At 61.8% G+C, this 17,992-nt stretch carries 17 protein-coding genes and 1 pseudogene; 11 read left to right on the forward strand and 7 right to left on the reverse strand.

What is annotated here, in order from left to right:
• The first annotated feature begins 11 nt into the window (after window positions 1–11).
• The 8 genes from J3A71_RS09115 to J3A71_RS09150 all read left to right on the forward strand — a co-directional run bounded on the left by J3A71_RS09115 (window position 12) and on the right by J3A71_RS09150 (window position 6,322).
• On the forward strand, window positions 12–428 hold the full coding sequence (locus J3A71_RS09115) for a hypothetical protein (RefSeq protein ID WP_016488394.1): 417 nt from the start codon (window positions 12–14) through the stop codon (window positions 426–428).
• Window positions 429–1,088: 660 nt separating this feature from the next.
• Entirely contained in the window at window positions 1,089–1,385 is a 297-nt protein-coding gene (locus J3A71_RS09120) for a hypothetical protein (RefSeq protein WP_210021990.1), read from the forward strand.
• Between the two features lie 28 nt (window positions 1,386–1,413).
• The gene (locus J3A71_RS09125; RefSeq protein WP_023047692.1) at window positions 1,414–2,352 is read left to right on the forward strand and encodes a 2-hydroxyacid dehydrogenase; all 939 of its coding nucleotides are present in this window, start codon (window positions 1,414–1,416) and stop codon (window positions 2,350–2,352) included.
• 51 nt (window positions 2,353–2,403) lie between these two features.
• Entirely contained in the window at window positions 2,404–3,192 is a 789-nt protein-coding gene (locus J3A71_RS09130; RefSeq protein ID WP_095116897.1) for a PhzF family phenazine biosynthesis protein, read from the forward strand.
• Window positions 3,193–3,385: 193 nt separating this feature from the next.
• Window positions 3,386–3,793, forward strand: coding sequence for a GFA family protein (locus J3A71_RS09135; RefSeq protein ID WP_096426584.1), 408 nt, complete (start codon window positions 3,386–3,388; stop codon window positions 3,791–3,793).
• Between the two features lie 82 nt (window positions 3,794–3,875).
• Window positions 3,876–4,214 (forward strand): FKBP-type peptidyl-prolyl cis-trans isomerase, encoded by a 339-nt coding sequence (locus tag J3A71_RS09140; RefSeq protein ID WP_016488389.1) that lies wholly within the window; start codon window positions 3,876–3,878, stop codon window positions 4,212–4,214.
• A 207-nt stretch (window positions 4,215–4,421) separates the two neighbouring features.
• On the forward strand, window positions 4,422–5,084 hold the full coding sequence (locus J3A71_RS09145; RefSeq protein WP_016488388.1) for a hypothetical protein: 663 nt from the start codon (window positions 4,422–4,424) through the stop codon (window positions 5,082–5,084).
• Window positions 5,085–5,128: 44 nt separating this feature from the next.
• On the forward strand, window positions 5,129–6,322 hold the full coding sequence (locus J3A71_RS09150) for a D-amino acid dehydrogenase (RefSeq protein WP_102668045.1): 1,194 nt from the start codon (window positions 5,129–5,131) through the stop codon (window positions 6,320–6,322).
• Between the two features lie 58 nt (window positions 6,323–6,380).
• On the opposite strand, the gene J3A71_RS09155 is transcribed toward J3A71_RS09150, so the two are convergent.
• The 3 genes from J3A71_RS09155 to J3A71_RS09165 form a co-directional block, all read right to left on the reverse strand.
• Window positions 6,381–7,109: an aspartate/glutamate racemase family protein gene (locus J3A71_RS09155; RefSeq protein WP_096426583.1), complete on the reverse strand. Its 729-nt coding sequence runs from the start codon at window positions 7,107–7,109 to the stop codon at window positions 6,381–6,383.
• Window positions 7,110–7,125: 16 nt separating this feature from the next.
• Entirely contained in the window at window positions 7,126–8,658 is a 1,533-nt protein-coding gene (locus J3A71_RS09160; RefSeq protein ID WP_060519372.1) for an NCS1 family nucleobase:cation symporter-1, read from the reverse strand.
• 555 nt (window positions 8,659–9,213) lie between these two features.
• The gene (locus J3A71_RS09165) at window positions 9,214–9,651 is read right to left on the reverse strand and encodes an Lrp/AsnC family transcriptional regulator (protein WP_019473363.1); all 438 of its coding nucleotides are present in this window, start codon (window positions 9,649–9,651) and stop codon (window positions 9,214–9,216) included.
• A gap of 133 nt (window positions 9,652–9,784) precedes the next feature.
• Between J3A71_RS09165 and J3A71_RS09170 the strand changes: the two genes are divergently transcribed.
• Together J3A71_RS09170 and J3A71_RS09175 are read left to right on the forward strand one after the other, a co-directional pair.
• On the forward strand, window positions 9,785–10,681 hold the full coding sequence (locus J3A71_RS09170; protein ID WP_095116901.1) for a DMT family transporter: 897 nt from the start codon (window positions 9,785–9,787) through the stop codon (window positions 10,679–10,681).
• 146 nt (window positions 10,682–10,827) lie between these two features.
• Window positions 10,828–11,754 carry a class I SAM-dependent methyltransferase gene (locus J3A71_RS09175; protein ID WP_016488382.1) on the forward strand — a complete coding sequence of 309 codons (927 nt, stop codon included), beginning with the start codon at window positions 10,828–10,830 and terminating at the stop codon, window positions 11,752–11,754.
• A 119-nt stretch (window positions 11,755–11,873) separates the two neighbouring features.
• Here J3A71_RS09175 and J3A71_RS09180 read toward each other — a convergent pair whose 3' ends face one another.
• From J3A71_RS09180 to J3A71_RS09190, 3 genes are all read right to left on the reverse strand, one after another.
• Entirely contained in the window at window positions 11,874–13,898 is a 2,025-nt protein-coding gene (locus tag J3A71_RS09180) for a mechanosensitive ion channel domain-containing protein (RefSeq protein WP_070086967.1), read from the reverse strand.
• 173 nt (window positions 13,899–14,071) lie between these two features.
• Complete coding sequence (locus tag J3A71_RS09185) at window positions 14,072–15,070, reverse strand: sulfate ABC transporter substrate-binding protein (RefSeq protein WP_016488380.1); 999 nt, start codon at window positions 15,068–15,070, stop codon at window positions 14,072–14,074.
• A 217-nt stretch (window positions 15,071–15,287) separates the two neighbouring features.
• On the reverse strand, window positions 15,288–16,109 hold the full coding sequence (locus J3A71_RS09190; protein WP_095116905.1) for an ion transporter: 822 nt from the start codon (window positions 16,107–16,109) through the stop codon (window positions 15,288–15,290).
• A gap of 208 nt (window positions 16,110–16,317) precedes the next feature.
• Between J3A71_RS09190 and J3A71_RS31345 the strand changes: the two are divergent.
• Window positions 16,318–16,551 (forward strand): annotated as a pseudogene (locus tag J3A71_RS31345) (RHS repeat-associated core domain-containing protein); the annotation flags it as partial.
• Window positions 16,552–16,997: 446 nt separating this feature from the next.
• Here the strand turns inward: J3A71_RS31345 and J3A71_RS09200 are convergent.
• Window positions 16,998–17,873, reverse strand: coding sequence for an urea transporter (locus tag J3A71_RS09200; RefSeq protein ID WP_016488378.1), 876 nt, complete (start codon window positions 17,871–17,873; stop codon window positions 16,998–17,000).
• Window positions 17,874–17,992: the final 119 nt, after the last annotated feature.

The raw sequence follows: 17,992 nt of genomic DNA on the forward strand, positions 1-17,992 counted from the left end.
AGAGCAAAGCCATGCACAGCACCGTCCGCCTGACCCTGATCACCCTGGCCCTGGGTTTGTCTGCGTGTACGGTGCATCAGCCGTATGAACAGCCGGCACCCCCGATCGAGCGCGTGCCGCCGCAAGGGCCGGTGGTCAAGCCGTTGCCGGGTGGGCAACCGTCCACCCAGCCGAGCAAACCGGCGGCGATTCCCAAGCCGATGCCGCGTACCTCGGCCAGCTTTGCGCCACCGCCTGGCGGTGCCAGCCACTGGGACCCCAAGCTGGGTGTATATGTATTGGAAAAGCAGCCCAATACGTTCTACCGGCAGCGTACGTACTACCGGTTTGATAACGGCTGGAGCTGGTCGCTGAGCCCGAATGGGCCTTGGCAGGACACTGACAGCAGTGGCGTGCCGGGTGGGTTAGGGCGAGCGTTCGCCCAGTAACCCTGCTTCGGCTTTTGCTTTCGCTTTCGCTTTTGCTTTTGCTTTTGCTTTTGCTTTTGCTTTTGCTTTTAAGCGCGCGGTAGCTCAGGCGACGCAGATTGCGACTTCAGGAGGCCGAGCGCAGGGCTTGCGGAGGGAGGTGACGGGCATGGATGCCCGTCAAGCGCTGGGCCCCAGGATGGGGCCTGCAGCGCGGTCCTCCCGGGAGCAAGCCCGGAGCGAGGGGACCCCGGAGCGCAGCGTAGGGGCCGGATGATGGGAGCCAGCGTTTTTTGGTTACTTTTTGTCGCGTTTGACAAAAAGTGACCCGCCGTAAGGGCGGAAAGGTGACTTGACGCCACCTTCGAAAATGAATGTTAGCCTCCTCATCGATGCCCACGCCTCCAAGCGACAAGCGACAAGCGACAAGCGACAAGCGACAAGCGAAACGGTGCTGGTTTTTAGCTCGCGCATAGGCCATTTGCGATGGCGACGCACACTCACCTTTTCGCCCTTACGGCGAGTCACTTTTTGTCAAACGCGACAAAAAGTAACCAAAAAACGCTGCGCTCCCATCATCCGGCCCCTGCGCTGCGCTCCGGGGTCCCCTCACTCCGGCCTCGCTCCCGGGAGGACCGCGCTGCAGGCCCCATCCTGGGGCCCAGCGCTTGACGGGCATCCATGCCCGTCACCTCCCTCCGCAAGGCCTGCGTTCGGCCTCCTGAAGTCGCGAAGAGCAAGATCAAGATCAAGAGCAAGAGCAAGAGCAAGAGCAAGAGCAAGAGCAAGAGCAAGAGCAAGAGCAAGAGCAAGAGCAAGAGCAAGAGCAAGAGCAAGAGCAAGAGCAAGAGCAAGAGCAAGAGCAAGAGCAAGAGCAAGAGCAAGAGCAAGAGCAAGAGCAACGGCTACAGCGGAGCAGCACAGTACAGTTTTGCCTTGTTATTTCAATTGACTGTACTGGCTGGTGACTCCGCATAATGACGCCTCGAATTGACCCGGAGGTGGCATGCGCAAGACAGTCCTGGTACTGGTAGAAACCGTCGACGATTACCTGCCCATGCTGGAGCAGGCCGGTTACCGCCTTATCCGTGCCCCCTCACCGCAACTGCGCGCCGAGGCCATTCAGCGCCACGCCAGTGAAATCGATGCCGTGCTCACTCGCGGCCCGCTGGGGCTGACTGCCGCCGAAATCGACGCATTGCCCAAGTTGCAGATCATCTGCGTGATCGGCGCCGGCTACGAGCAAGTCGACCTGGTTGCCGCCGCCGCCCGCGGCATCACCGTAACCAATGGCGCTGGTGCCAATGCCAGCGCAGTCGCCGACCACACCCTGGCCCTGTTGCTGGCACTACTGCGCGACATTCCCCGTGCTGATGCCAGCACCCGGCGCGGTGAATGGAACCGGGTGATCAGCCCCTCGGTGAGCGGCAAACGCCTGGGTATTCTTGGCCTCGGGGCGGTGGGCCAGGCCATTGCCAAGCGCGCCAATCTGGGCTTCGACATGTCCATCAGCTATCACAGCCGCACGCCGCGCGAAGATGTACCTTACACCTGGTACGACAGCCCGCTGCACCTGGCCGCTGCTGTCGACATCCTGGTCGTGGCCACTCCCGGTGGCGCCAATACCCAGCACCTGGTCGATGCTCAGGTACTGCAGGCGCTGGGCGCAAATGGCTATCTGGTGAATATTGCCCGGGCCAGCGTGGTCGACACGCAGGCTCTGATTACCGCATTGCAGCAGGGTCAGCTGGCGGGCGCCGCGCTGGACGTGTTCGACGACGAACCGGCAGTACCCCAAGGCCTCAAGGCTTTGGCCAATACCGTGCTCACGCCCCACGTTGCCGGCCAGTCACCGGAGGCTGCGCGCGATACCGTGACCCTGGTGCTGCGCAACCTGCAGGCCTTCTTTGCCGGCGAGCCAGTATTGACCCCGGTACGCCCGTAACCCCTTTTCAGACATCTGCCTGGCAAGGCCCGGGCAACAAGGAGTGTGTGCATGCAACTCGAAATCTTCCAGGTCGATGCCTTTTCCGCTGAACCGTTCGGTGGCAACCCGGCGGCGGTGATCCCGCTTGAGGCCTGGCTGCCGGACGATGTGCTGCAGCGCATCGCCGAAGAAAACAACTTGTCGGAAACGGCCTATTTCGTGCGCAACGGCGAAACCTTTGACCTGCGCTGGTTCACCCCGACCGTTGAAGTTGACCTATGCGGCCACGCGACTCTCGCGTCGGCCTATGTGCTGTTCGAGCAACTGGGTGAGCAGGCGCAGGTGCTGCGTTTCAATACCCGCAGTGGCGAATTGCGTGTCAGCCGTGGCGCTGACGGGTTGCTGGCCATGGATTTCCCGGCCAAACAACCGGGCATCGTGGAAACCCCGGCGGGCCTGTTGCAAGCGCTGGGCCTGAGCCAGGCACAGGCGGTGTACCGTAGCGATGACTACGTCGTCGTGATTGATGACGCCCTGTTGCTCGATACGTTAAAGCCTGACTTTGTGGCACTTTCGGCCTTCGACGTGCGCGGCATTGCCGTGACGGCTGCAGGGCGTGGCTTTGATTTTGTCACCCGCTGGTTCGGCCCGCGGGTCGGCGTGAATGAAGACCCGGTCACTGGCTCGGCACACACCTCGCTGGCGCCGGTGTGGGCTGAGCGCCTGGGCAAGCAGGTGCTCAGCTGCGAGCAGGGCGGTGCACGTAAAGGGCAGCTGCGGTGCGAAGTACCGGGCAATGGCCGGGTGATCATCAGCGGGCGGGCGGCGTTGTACCTGCGCGGCACTGTGTACATCTGACGCTTCACGCGATCCTTTGTGGGCGCGGCCTTGTGTCGCGAGCGGCGCAACGCGCGCCCCTCGGCTTTCGCGTAGATGCATCACCCAAGGGGCTGCTTTGCAGCCCGATCGCGACACAAGGCCGCTCCTACACCGACCGCGTTGCAGCTGGCATCTATAATTGCTGGCCCATCTTCCGCTCAAGGAGCCAGCCATGGCCCTGGAAAAACAAGGCACCTGCCTGTGCGGCGCCACCACGCTCAAGGTCACCGTCGACAACACCCATATCAGCGCCTGCCATTGCAGCATGTGCCGCAAGTGGACCGGCGGCCCGTTGCTGGTGGTGCATTGCAGCCAGCCGCCGGTCATCGAAGGGCATACCCCCAATGTCTACGATTCGTCCGACTGGGCGCAGCGAGGGTTTTGCGGCCAATGCGGCACGCACCTGTATTACCGGCTGAAGTCCAATGACTTCCATGCGGTGCCGGTCGGCCTGCTGGATGGGGATCAGGAGTGGGATTTCGATCTGCAGATTTTTGTCGAGCAGAAGCCCGCCTGGTACTGCTTTGCCAACCAGACCAAAGAGCTGACCGGTCAAGAAGTGTTTGAGCAGAGCAGTTAAAAGTGGCCTGTCGATCCTTCTTGCCAAACCCGTGCATTCCTGAGAAAAGGGCGGCTTTGTTTTTCAGCGTTGGAGTGTGCCTGTGAGCCAAGAACTGCAGATCATCGACCTGGTCGAGGGTGAAGGCAAAGCCGCCGTCAAGGGCGCCCTGATCACCACCCAGTACACCGGCTGGCTGGCTGATGGCAGCGAGTTCGACTCGTCCTGGTCACGCGGCAAGCCGTTCCAGTGCGTTATTGGTACCGGTCGAGTGATCAAAGGTTGGGATCAGGGCCTGATGGGGATGCGCGTTGGCGGCAAGCGCAAACTGCAGGTTCCAGCACACTTGGGCTATGGCGAGCGCAGCGTTGGGGCGATACCGCCTGGCTCGGACCTGACCTTTGAGATCGAATTGCTGGAAGTGCTGACGCGGGATGATTGAAGCACCGGACATAATTTAGCAACACCCATCCCCTAATCTAGGCTTGCCTAGGGAACGGCATCCACCTCCAGGGAGGAACCAAACGGGTTCAGGGCACTCTGACGCTCACTCGTTGCCAAGGATGGCATTTACTGCAAGGGCGCCCTGCAACCGATGGGGCGATGTGGCGGGTCAACCCGATTTTCTCTGCCACACGAGCCTGCCTTGATGAAGTTGCCCACATTCTTCCGTCGTCGTCGCCATCTGGTACTGAGCCTGGCACTCACGGTCGTCGGCGTACCGCTGGCGCTGGAGGCTGTCGACAGCCGGGCTCAACCGGTGGATGGCACACAGACCCTGGTGTTCCTGCGCCATGCGGAGAAGCCGGGTGAGGGGCTTGGCCAGTTGAACTGCCAGGGCCTCAATCGCGCACTGGACCTGGCAACCTTGCTGCCAGAGCGCTTCGGTAATGCCGACTACGTGTTTGCCGCCAACCCTTCGCGGCAGGTCGAGGAAGGCAGCAAGGACGAAAGCTACAGCTACATCCGCCCGCTGATGACCATCACCCCTAGCGCCATCCGCCTCGGCTTGCCGGTGAATATCGACTACGGCGCCAACGATACCGATGAACTGGCCGATGAATTACTGAGCGACAAATACCGCAACGCGACCATCTACACCGCCTGGTCCCACGGCTACCTGCCTGAACTGATCAACACGGTGGCCGGCAAGGCCTTGGGTGAAGAGCGGGTGATCACCCAGGACTGGAACGGCGATGACTTCGACACCCTCTATGTACTGACCCTGACCTGGCACGACGGCAAGGCTAGCCTGCTCAGCCGCAACGTGCGCCAGGGCCTGAATGACGGTGCGCATAGCTGCCCGACCTGATCCGCTGGTACTGTTTGGCCAGGAAGCCACCACAGGGAAGCGCGATGAAGCAGCGGGTAACGGTAATCGGGGGCGGGGTGGTTGGCCTGGCGACGGCTTACGCGCTTGTTCGTGAAGGGCGGTCGGTTGATTTGATCGAGGCCCGCGACAGCTTGGCGTCGGCGACCAGCTTCGCCAATGGCGGGCAATTGTCCTATCGCTATGTGGCGCCGCTGGCTGATGCCGGGGTGCCGTGGCAGGCATTGGGTTGGCTGTTGCAGGGCGAGTCGCCGCTGCGCCTGCGCTTGCGCCTGGACCCGGCGCAGTGGCGCTGGTTGTTGGCATTCACCCTGGCTTGCCGGCGCAGCGTCAATCGCCGAAATGCCGAGCAGCTGCTGGAGCTGGCGCTGCGCAGCCAGGCCGTGCTGGGGCAATGGCGCGAGGACCAGAACCTGGGTGATTTCAACTGGCGGCGCAATGGCAAGCTGGTGGCTTTTCGCAGCGAGCGGGCCTTTGCCCATGGCCGGGCTCAGTTGACGGACCCGGCCAGCCAGCGGGTGTTGGCAGCAGCCGAGTTGCGCGCGCTGGAACCCGCCCTGGAGGGCGCACCGTTTGTGGGTGGCGTGTTCACAGCGGATGAAGAGGTGGGCGATTGCCACTTGTTCTGCCAGCGCCTGGAGGCACTGTTGCGCGCTTCGGGGCAATGCCGTTTCCTGCTTGGGCGGCCAGTGACGCAGCTGGTACGGCGCCAGGACCAGGTCGTAGCGCTGCAACTGGGCAACGAGCAACTGGACGTGGAACAGTTGGTGCTGTGTGCCGGGCATCGTGGCCCAAGCTTGGCATTACCGGGGGTGCAGATACCGGTCTACCCGCTGAAGGGCTACAGCCTGACGGCACCGATCAGCACTGGGCATCGGGCACCGGAAGTGAGCCTTACCGACTATGAACGCAAGATCGTCTATGCCCGCCTGGGGCAGCAGCTGCGGGTAGCGGCGATGGTGGACATTGTCGGGTTCGACGAATCGGTGGAAAAGCGCAGGTTGCAGAGCATGCGACGGCTGGCGCTGGAGACATTACCGATGGCTGCGGATTATGGGCAGGCGGTGGAGTGGGCGGGCATGCGACCGGCGACACCGACCGGGGTGCCGATCATAGGGGGGACGGTGTATCGCAACCTGTGGCTGAACCTGGGGCATGGGGCGTTGGGGTTTACACTGGCCTGTGGCAGTGCGCAGCGCTTGGTCGAGATGATGGGTTGATAGTACCGGCCTCTTCGCGGGCAAGCCCGCGAAGAGGCCGGTACAGGCCAATGCAGGATCAGCGGCCTAGGCGCATCGGCCAACCCACCACTTTCTTCACCCGCGGTGTGGCATAGGTGCGCACCTTGGAGGTGCTCAAGCCCATGCGCACCAGCGATTCGGCAATGGTCACCGCTGCGCTCACCCCATCCACCACCGGCACGCCGGTGCGCTGGCGGATCTGCTCGTCCAGCCCGGCCATGCCGCCGCAACCCAGGCAAATCACTTCGGCCTTGTCGTCATGCACGGCGCGTTCGGCCTGCTCGACAATCGCCTCCACAGCCCGCTGCGGGTCGGCTTCCAGCTCCAGCACCGCCAGCCCGCTGGCCCGCACCGAGGCACAGCGGTCATAAAGGCCAGACAGCTTCAGACGGTCTTCGATCAGTGGCACGGTACGGTCCAGGGTGGTTACCACGGAGTAAGCATGCCCCAGGTACATCGCGGTGCTGGCGGCCGCATCGGTAATGTCCACCACCGGCACGTTCAGCAGTTCCTGCAGGCCTTCGCGGCCGTGTTCGCCGTAACCGGCCTGGATCACGGCGTCGTAAGGACCTTCGTAGGCGAGCACCCGGTCCATCACCGCAATGGCAGCCAGGTAGCTTTCGAAGTTGCCTTCCACCGACTCGGCGCCGAACCAAGGGGTAAGCCCCACGATTTCGGTACCGGGTGCGGCTACTGCACGGGCCTGTTGGGCAATGGCTTCGGTGATGGCTTCGGTGGTGTTGACGTTGACGATCAGAATACGCATGGGCAGTCCTCCCTGATCAATGGCTGCTGTGGTCGACGGCGATGCATTCGCCGCTGACGTCGTGGTAGTGGCGGTTGCGTGGTGCGATCAGCAGGTACAGGACGGCGGCGATGCCGGCACCGATCAGCCAGGAGAACGGGGCCACGCTGTGGAAATGGGGTACCAGGGCCAGCACGATGGCCAGCAACGCAGCAGGCACGAAGGCGGCCACGGCGCGCAGGTTGATGCCCTTGCTGTAGTGGTAGGCGCCGGTCGGGTGCTCGGTGTACAGCTCCGGCACGTTGATGCAGCCTTTGCGCAGCAACCAGTAGTCGGACATGATCACCCCGTACAGCGGGCCGAGCAGGGCGCCCAGGCCGGACAGGAAGTACACGATCACCAGCGGACTGTTGTAGAGGTTCCACGGCAGGATCAGCACCGCCAGCGTGGCGCTGATTAGCCCCGCGCGGCGGAAGTTCAGGTGGCGTGGCGCCAGGTTGCTGAGCACGAAAGCCGGGGCGACGAAGTTGGCCATGATGTTCACCGCCACGGTGACAATCAGGAAGGCTACGCAGCCCAGTACCAGGAACAGCGTGCTGGGGATGGCGGCGACGATCTGGGTCGGGCTGTCGATGATCTGGCCGTTGATCTGGAACTGCGCGCCGCACAGCACCACGGTGATCACGGCAAACACCAGTATGTTCACCGGCAGGCCCCAGAAGTTGCCGACGCGGATGGTCTTGCGGCACGGCGAGGAGCGGGCGAAATCACAGAAGTTCAGTACCAGGGTGCCGTAGATCGCCAGCCACAATGCGCCGCCAGCGAAGATGTTGCGCCACATATCAACGCCGGTCAGTGGCTCGGCGACCGACCAGGCGATGCGCGCGTCGGCCTTGACGTACATGAACACCGCCAGGGCGGCAACGGTCAGCAGGATCACCGGGCCGGCGAAGGCCTCGTAGCGGCGCACCATCTCCATGCCGTAGGCCAGGATCACCAGCTGCACCAGCCAGATCGACACGAAGCACGCCCAGCCCAGGCTCGACAGGCCGAGGATGCTGTCGTGGTCGTAGGCCGCCACTTGCGGCCACACGGCTGTAAGCAGCACACGCAGCACCACCGAGGCCAGGTAGGTCTGGATGCCGAACCAGGCAATGGCAATGACTGCGCGGATCAGCGCCGGTATCTGTGCGCCGTGGATGCCGAAGGCAATGCGGCTGATGACCGGGAACGGCACCCCGGTTTTCTGCCCCATATAGCCGGACAGGTTCATGAAGAAGTACACCAGCGCTGCGCCAATGGCCAGCGACAGCAAAATCTGCCAGCCACCCAGGCCGAGGGCGAACAAGCCCATGGCGAAGGAGTAGTTGGCAATATTGTGCACATCGTTTGTCCACAACGCGAAGATGCTGTAGCCACCCCAGCGCCGCCCTTCGGTGCGTGTTGGGGCAAGGTCGCGGTTGTGCAGGCGCGGGCTCAGCGCCAGTTGCGGCACCTCGCCAACAAGGTTGGAAGCGGGGTGGGTGCTGGCGACGGATAGTTCAGGGGCAAGGTCGAGGCTGCTACTCATTCCGGCGGGCTCCTGATGCACTTTGACTGCGATGAGCGGGCATGCGCACGGGCTCGCCACCTCGTCGGTGCAGCTTGGCATCACAGGGTTCTGGGCGCGGCGGCCGGCTTTGGACCGGCGTGGCGGGTTCTTGTGTGTTTATGTTTTGTTTAAGTTGTATACAAAACACGAGCACACAAAAGCGAGTTCCATGCCAGGGGAAAGCAAGTTGTAACAGATGGACATTTCGAACTTATCTTTTTGAAAGATAAGTTAATGAAATAAGTGAGGTATAAATTGACCGAATGAACAGGTTTAAATTTTCTGTCGACTATTTAGTTGATCGAATGGTCAAAATTAGTTGCGGGTAGTGTGTAACGCAATGGGGCGTTTCTGAAGAAAGTGCACACAAAAATGGCACTTATGGTGACATTTATGTGTACAAAAAATAGTCAGGTTTTTCTGCGCTGGCCTCTTCGCGGGTAAACCCGTTCCCACAGGGTTCATCACAAGCCCAAATCTGGTGCAGTACTTGTGGGAGCGGGTTTACCCGCGAAGAGGCCGGAACAGGCGAATTCATTCCATTGGCGGCAATCGCCGCTTCACCGGGCTTTTCTTGATGATGGCGGTGTTGGTCTCGGCCAGCACATTGATGCGGTCGAGCAGGGTGTCCAGTTGCTCCATCGAGCGCACATGCAACCGGGCAATGAAACAGTCCTCCCCGGTGACCTTGTCGCACTCGGTGAACTCGGGGATGGCGATGATTTGCCGTTCTACCTCCTGCAGCTGGCCCGGCAGTGGGCGGATGCGCACGATGGCCTGTAACTGGTAACCAAAGGCGCGCGGATCGACCTCCACGGTGTAACCGCGCAGCACACCGCGCTCTTCCAGGCGGCGCAGGCGCTCGCTGACGCTGGGCGCGGACAGCCCGCTGACTTGCGCCAGGGCTTTCAGCGAGCGGCGCGAGTCTTCCATCAGTGCATTGATCAACAGTTGGTCGATGGCATCGGTCATGGTCACCTCGTCAGGTAATTCGCGTAATTTGCCTTGATAGTAAAGGCAAGGATGCAAATCTGCCTTGGTTATCCGCTGGAAGGCTGAGCTGTAACCTTTGCATACTGTTGCCATCAACAACGGGAGGTGTGAGATGGACAGTTCGTTGCGCCGTGGCTCGCTGGAAATGGTCGCCGCCATGCTGATTTCCGGGACCATCGGCTGGTTCGTGCTGGTGTCGGGGCAGCCGGTGCTCGAGGTGGTGTTCTGGCGCTGCGTGTTCGGTGCCGTGACCCTGCTGGTGATTTGCGCCGCTTTCGGCTTTTTGCGGGCCGGAGTCATCAGCCGCACGGCGTTCCTGTTGGCGATCGCCAGCGGCGTGGCCATTGTCGGCAACTGGCTGCTGCTGTTTGCCTCGTATTCCCGTGCGTCGATCGCCATCGGGACCGCGGTGTACAACGTGCAGCCGTTCATGCTGGTGGGGCTGGCAGCGCTGTTTCTGGGCGAAAAGATCACACTGGCCAAGCTTACATGGCTTAGCGTGGCGTTCCTCGGCATGTTGGCCATCGTCAGCGCCCATGGTGCGGGGCAGGGCGGCGGTGAGGAATACTTGCTGGGCATTGCCCTGGCACTGGGTGCGGCGTTTTTGTATGCCATTGCGGCGTTGATCATCAAGCGGCTGAAAGGCACGCCACCTCACCTGATCGCGTTGATTCAGGTAACGACGGGTGTACTGGTGCTGGCGCCGTGGGTCAAGCTCGGCGGATTGCCGGGTGAAGTGCCAGCGCTGGCCAGCCTGTTGACGCTGGGCATCGTCCACACCGGCCTCATGTATGTGCTGCTGTACAGTGCCATTCAGCGTTTGCCCACGGCGTTGACGGGGGCGCTGTCATTCATTTACCCGATTGCTGCGATTCTGGTGGACTGGGTGGCCTTCGGGCACCGCCTTGCTCCGCTGCAATGGCTGGGGGTAGGGCTGATTCTGCTGTCAGCGGCGGGGATGCAGCAGGGATGGTGGTTCCGGCCAGCGCGGCTTGCAGTCAAGAATTGAAGTGACCTTGCCCGGCCTCTTCGCGGGTAAACCCGCTCCCACAGGATCACCTTAGCTCTGAATACTGTGGGGTCCCTGTGGGAGCGGGTTTACCCGCGAAGAGGCCCACAAGGTAGAATGCCGCTTTTGCCAGCCTGCGACCCACCATGACTTCCCCGATTCACACCTTGGAGCAGCACCTGCTCGCCGCCCTCGACCCTGCCCCGCAGGAAACCCGCCGCCTGTTCCATGGCCGTGGCCGCTGCTGGGCAGGCCTGGAGCAGGTCACTGTCGACTGGCTGCAAGGCGTGCTCTCGGTAGCCCTCTTCCGCGAGCTGCCCGAGGGCCAACTGGCCGAACTGGAAGCCATGCTGCGCAACCTGGCCCAGTGCCCGCAATGGGCCGGCCAAGCCATCCTCATCCAGCACCGCTACTTGCCCGACAGCCCTGGTCAGTGGCTGCTGGGCGAGCCGTGTCAGCAACGTGAGGTGGTCGAGGACGGCCTGTCCTACTTGCTGGACCTGGGCGTGCGGCAAAATATCGGCCTGTTTCTCGACATGCGCTACGGCCGCCGCTGGGTGCGCGAGCAGGCGGCGGGCAAGCGCGTGCTGAACCTGTTCGCCTACACCTGCGGCTTCTCGGTAGCAGCGATTGCCGGGGGCGCCGAGCAGGTGGTGAACCTGGACATGGCCAAGTCGGCGCTGGCACGGGGTCGGGACAACCACCGCCTCAATGGCCATGACGCATCGCGGGTGGCGTATCTGGGGCATGAGCTGTTCAAGTCGTGGGGCAAGGTGCGCAAGTACGGGCCTTACGACCTGATCATCATTGACCCGCCAACCTTCCAGCGTGGCAGCTTCGTGCTGACCCAGGATTACGCGAAGATCCTGCGGCGTTTGCCAGAGTTGCTGAGCGCCGGTGGAACGGTGCTGGCGTGTGTCAACGACCCGGCGATCGGGCCGGAGTTTCTGATCGAGGGGATGGCTGAGCAGGCGCCATCGCTGGCGTTTGTCGAGCGGCTGGAAAACCCGCCGGAGTTTCCGGATGTGGACCCGGCCGGGGGGCTCAAGGCCTTGGTATTCCGCCAGACCTGAAGTTGCCAGTACCGGCCCTATCGCCGGCAAGCCAGCTCCCACAAGGGGCAGCACAACCCTGAATGTGGTGGGGGCCTGTGGGAGCTGACTTGCCGGCGATAGGGCCAGTGCTGGCAGCATCAAGCCCCCAGGGCCTGCAGCGGCAGCGGGTACACCTGGGCAAAGCTGACGTTGTCGGTCTGGTCCACCCGCTTCTTCAGCCGCTCGTTGAACGCTCGGCTCACCGCATATTGCCCGCCGGAAATGGTGCGGAACTGCGCCGTCAGCACAAACCCGTTCAGGTCCATGCGGTCCACCCCGAACACCTGCAGCGGCCCTTGCAGGTTGATGCGTAGCAGCGGGTCTTCGCTGATCGACTTGCCCACTTCATGGATAAGTGCCAGTGACGCATCCACATCACTGTCGTAGGTGAACTGCACCGAGAAAAACGCATAGGCGAACTGCCGCGACTGGTTGGTAACCGCCTTGATCTGACCGAACGGCACCGAGTGCACAAAGCCTTTGCCATCGCGCAGGCGCAACGTACGGATCGTCAGGCTCTCGACGGTACCGGCATGGCCGGAGTCAAGCACGACCCAATCGCCGATGGAAATGGTGTCCTCGATCAGAATGAACAACCCGGTAATCACATCCTGCACCAGTTGCTGCGAGCCGAAGCCGATGGCCAGGCCGATCACCCCCGCACCGGCGAGCAGAGGCGCGACGTTGATCCCCAGGTTGGCCATGGTGGTGATGGTGCAGATGACGATGAGGATGACCTTGATGGCGTTGCGCAGCATCGGCAGGATGGTCCGTACCCGGGTACTCGGCTGGCGCGATGCGCGCCGCCCCACCGCAGGCTTGAGCGCTTCCTGAATGGCAGTATCGAGCACCACCCACAGCAGCCAGGTGACCAGCAGGATCAGGCCGATACTCGACAGCGAATTGCTGATGGCCTGACCGAGGCTGTTGCTTAGCGCAAAGCCGATCACCGAAACGCCCCAGATGCGCCCCAGCAGTTCGATGAAGGCCACTGCCATGGCGATGCGCAGCAGCGCGTGGGCCAGGCTGCGCAGCAGTTCCCTGTAGGGCCGTACCCGTTGCCCGGCATCTGCGTCGCGCGGTGCCAGCAGGTGTTGCAATAGTGTGCTGACAAACACCGTGGAGACCAGTAGCACTGTGGTCAGCAAGGCCTTCTGCAATGCTTTCTGGCTTTCTTCGCCGGCGCCGATCAGGTGAATGGCCGACACCAGGATCATCAGCAGGATCGGCAAATACCACAGCACCGAAAAGATCCGCAGGGTTTCCTGCACCGCGCGATGTTGCACGCGGTCCTTGAAGGCGCGGTTGCGGATCAGGTGCGCGACCGGGCGGCGCAGGCGGACCACCAGGCTGGCGAAGATGAAGGTGGCAATCAGGCCGGTGGCCACGGCGACGCTGGCGGTGATGTTGCCGCCAAGCTGGCGGGCAATCTGTGGGCTGGTCAGGGCATCGCTCCAGGCAGCGAGAAAGCCGATCATGAACAGCGGGCGGGGGGCCAGGCGTTTGATTACCGCCACAGCGGCGCGTTTGTGGCCGGCGTCGAACAGGGTCACCAGGCACAGGATGATCGAGGTCGAGAACAGGCCGCTGCTGGTGGCGTAGGCCAGGCTCAGGCCCAGTGCGCGCGCTACCGACGGGTCGAGAAAGCGGCTGGCGTACAGTGTCAGCGGTAAGCTGGCCAATGCCGGCAGGGTATAGGGCAGCAAGTAGCCGAGCAGGCTGCTGGCGCGCTTGCGTTCGCGTAGCCAGGGCTTGCCTGAAGCGCGGTTGGCGACCCACCGGCCGAGGCTTGTGAATGCGGCGAAGCTGGCGGCCCAAGTCAGGGTAAGCAGGATGAAGTTGCCGATCAGATGGAGCGAGTCGTCGGCCGAGTGCCGGTCAACCAGGCGCTCGACCTCCTTGGCGGCGCGGTCGGTGCGCAGGCGCCAGGCATCAACCAGATGGGCATCAAGGTCGAGTTCCTGTGCGGCGCTGTCCAGGCCGTCGGCCAGGGCGCCCAGCAGGCCGCCTTGCAAGACCGGTGCGGGTTCGGCGGGTTGTTCTTCGGTGGGGGCGGGGTCAGCGGCAAGCAGGTGGGTGCTCAGCAGGCAGCCGAGCAGCAGGGTTGAGAGAAAGCGCAGCACTGGAGTACTCCTTGGGCCGGGGTGAGCGGGGCAGGGTTACTCAAGGAACTGATTGTCGGTTGATGAAGAAAGTTCGAAGAAGTGTGTCAAAGCAACTGGCCCTATCGCCGGCAAGCCAGCTCCTACAGGCACTGCACACGCTGCGGGCATTGTGCAGTGCCTGCCTGCATCAATTACTGGCCGGTATAGATCTGGTCGAACACGCCACCATCGTTGAAGTGGGTCTTCTGCACGGTGCGCCAGTCACCGAAGGTCTTCTCCACCGACAGGAATTCCACTTTGGGGAAGCGGTCGGTGTACTTGGCCAGTACCGTCGCATCACGCGGGCGCAGGTAGTTGGTGGCGGCGATCTCCTGGGCTGCTGGCGACCACAGGTACTTCAGGTATTCCTCGGCCACAGCCTGGGTACCTTTCTTCGCCACGACCTTGTCGACCACAGTGACAGGTGGCTCGGCTTCGGCCGACACGCTTGGGTAGACCACTTCGAACTGGTCGCGGCCAAACTCGCGGGCGATCATTTCGGCTTCGTTCTCGAAGGTGACCAGCACATCACCAATCTGGTTGGTCATGAAGGTGGTGGTGGCGGCACGGCCACCGGTGTCCAGCACTGGCGCTTGTTTGAACAACTTGCCAACGAAATCACGGGCTTTGGCCTCGTCGCCGCCTTGCTTGAGCACATAGCCCCAGGCCGACAAGTAGGTGTAGCGGCCGTTACCCGACGTTTTCGGGTTGGGCACGATCACCTGCACGCCGTCCTTGAGCAGGTCGGGCCAGTCTTTCAGGGCTTTTGGGTTGCCCTTGCGCACGATGAACACAGTGGCCGAGGTGAACGGCGCGCTGTTGTTCGGCAGGCGGGTGACCCAGTTATCCGGCACCAGCTTGCCATTGTCGACCAAGGCGTTGATATCGGTGGCCATGTTCATGGTGATGACATCGGCTGGCAGGCCATCGATTACCGCACGCGCCTGTTTGCTCGAGCCGCCGAAGGACATTTGCACGTTGACCTTCTCTTTGTGCTCGGCTTCCCAGTGCTTCTGGAAGGCCGGGTTGTAGTCCTTGTAGAAGTCGCGCATCACGTCGTAGGAAACGTTCAGCAGGGTGGGGGCGGCCTGGGCGAGGTTGCCCAGGGCCAGGCCTGCGGCGAGCAGCGAGGCGGTGAAGAGTTTTTTCACGTTGCTTCCTTGTTCTTGAAGGGTTTTGGGGCAGAGTGCCAGCGACTATAGCGGGTGGCTTGAAGCGGGATAAAGAACAAAAAACACTTTGGTTATGCCGTTGCCAGTCCCGGCCTCTTCGCGGGCTCGCCCGCTCCCACAGGACCACCACAAACCTGAAAATTGCATGGTATCTGTGGGAGCGGGCGTGCCCGCGAAAGGGCCAGTACAGGCAGCATCATTGTTTAGGAAACAGCCCATTCCCACACCGGGAACAGAACGCCGCCCCATGCTCATGCGTCTTCTTGTGACACGTCGGGCAATCATGCTGCAACTGCTCCCCGCGCATGGCATTGGCCAGTTCGGCGGTAAAGATGCCGGTCGGCACAGCAATGATCGAGTAACCGGTAATCATCACCAGCGACGACAGCACCTGCCCAAGCGGCGTCTTTGGCACGATATCGCCAAAGCCCACGGTGGTGAGGGTGACGATGGCCCAGTAGATGCCTTTGGGGATGCTGGTAAACCCATGTTCCGGGCCTTCGATCACATACATCAGCGTGCCGAACACCGTTACCAGGGTCGATACGCTGACCAGGAACACGATGATCTTCTGCTTGCTACCGCGCAGCGCCTCCATCAGGTAGTTGGCCTGCTTGAGGTACGGGCTGAGCTTGAGCACGCGGAAGATCCGCAGCATGCGGATGACCCGGATGATCAGCAGGTACTGGGCGTCGCTGTAGTACAGGGCGATGATCCCGGGGACGATCGCCAGCAGGTCGACCAGGCCATAAAAACTGAAGGCATAGCGCAAGGGCTTGGGCGAGCAGTACAGGCGGGTGATGTACTCGGCCAGGAAAACGGCAGTAAAGCCCCATTCGATGGCCGCCAGCACGCCGGAGTAGCCCTGGTGCACTTCGTCAATGCTGTCGAGGATGACAGTGACCAAGCTGGCCAGGATGATCAACAAGAGGATTTTGTCGAAGCGGCGACCGGCTACGGTGTCGGTCTGGAAGACCATGATGTAGAGGCGTTCGCGCAGGGATAGCGGAGGGGGCATGGGTTGTGTTCCGAAAACGAAGCAGCAAGCCTAGAGGGTCTTTGCCCAAGGCTGCAACGAATGAGCTGTTAAAATTGCTAGTTTTCCGGATCGGATTGGCTGGACCAGAATAGCTTAGGGTCAGGGGGCATGAGGCGAGTATGAAATGAACAATGGACAGTTACCCGAGCAAATCGCTGTCGAGGGTGGTCAGGCGAAGTGGATACGGTCATACACAGCTTATGGGTATTCACTGAATTGGCCGATTCCTTCAGTAGGTTTCAATGGCGAAAGGCACGATGGTACCTTGCAAGCCTATGCGCTGGGCAATGGCCACCGATTTTATAGCCCCATTTTTATGCGCTTTCACAGCCCGGATGGTTTAAGCCCTTTTGGGCAGGGTGGGCTGAATGCTTACTGTTATTGTGAGGGTGATCCGATAAACAGCTCTGACCCGTCAGGTCAGATGAAAAGTATGAAAACTGGGCTAACTGCTGAGTTTAAGCGCTTAGGCATACCGAGCACTTTCAAACCAGGAGTGAAGAAATATTTCGAGAACAGCTCTGAAGCTTACAGCTTGGGTATTGGTAATGCTGGATACGAGATTTCCAAAGGGAAGGATGGACGGTTTACGGTGGCGAAGGTTGCTGGTCTGGGCGCTACTCGGAAACAGTTGGAGCGATCTCAAGCGGACAATGCTCGCCTTCAAGAACAGAATCTAGCGCTGCAGAGGAAGATCGATGAGCAGCTAGCGCTACGCCGTCTTCCGAAGCCTCTTCATCCTCTACCTCCGCCCTCGCCACCGCCCCCACTTCCGCCCCGGGGCCTACCAAAGAGGATGTCCTCGGCACCCGATCCAGCCCCCATTAGGCAGCCGTCAGAGACGGAGTGGATATCTGCAGCCCCCAGTCAGTTCGGTAATTGATGTGAGCTGTCTTTCTGTGTCCTGTGACCTAGGTGACCCGCTACATGCATCAGCCAACAGGCGGCGACAAAGGGCGCGGTCAGGCCAGGAACCGGCAGCAGCTTGAATAGCGGTTGCAGCAGCAAGGCCAGGGCAATCGCCAGCAGCGTCACCCACGGCTTTTCACCTTGTCTGCTGAAGGCCAGTGCCGCCAAGGCTGCGTTGAAACCGTATAGCCCCAACCAGGCACCTTGCGCCTGATCGGCGAGCAGCGCCACACCGCCACCGATGGCCGAGCCGATCACAGCCCACATTGCCGCATAGGGGTTGGCAATGAACATGCCGACAATGATCAGCAAGCCGGCCCAGGGCTGGTCGAGCAGGAAGATCTGACCCACACCACGCGCCAGGGCCTGCAGCGGGTCGGCTTCGACGAAGCCGCTGGGGGCGGGGCTGGTGATCAGCAGGGTGGCCCAGCCCAGCAGCACAAACGGCGCGGTGTAGGCGATCAGCAGTTTGCCGCCGCGCTTGCGCCACTGGTGGGTAATGATGCTGGACAGCCCGCCGGCAGCGATGATCAGCGGCGGCAGCATGACCGACCAGGGCAACACGGCGCTGATCAGGATGCCGATCAGCACGCCGTTGTAGCAGTACAGCCCGGCCTGGCGGTCGGCGCGGTCGTAGCCGCGGGCCTGGGCGGTGAGCAGGCCGGCCAGGGCGCCGAGCAGGGCGCCGCCGACCAGGTCGGGCGCGGTCAGCAGGATGGCCAGCAGGCAGCACAGGCCGCACAGGGGGTTGCGCAGCAGCAGCACCTGGCTGAAGCCGTTGAGTAACGCCGTGGCCCAGTCAGGGCACGGGTTGACGAAATTTTTGGTGTACATGGGGCAGTCAGTGAGGTTGATGGGGGAGCGGTGGGCCTCTTTGGGCCTCGTTTTTCCGCAGGTTTGTTGTCGTGGTGCAAGGGGAGGGCTTTGCCCTCCATTCGCGGGGCAGGCCCGCT

The sequence above is a fragment of the Pseudomonas sp. PvP089 genome (genome assembly GCF_017875165.1).
GTDB classification, from domain to species: Bacteria; Pseudomonadota; Gammaproteobacteria; order Pseudomonadales; family Pseudomonadaceae; genus Aquipseudomonas; species Aquipseudomonas fortuita.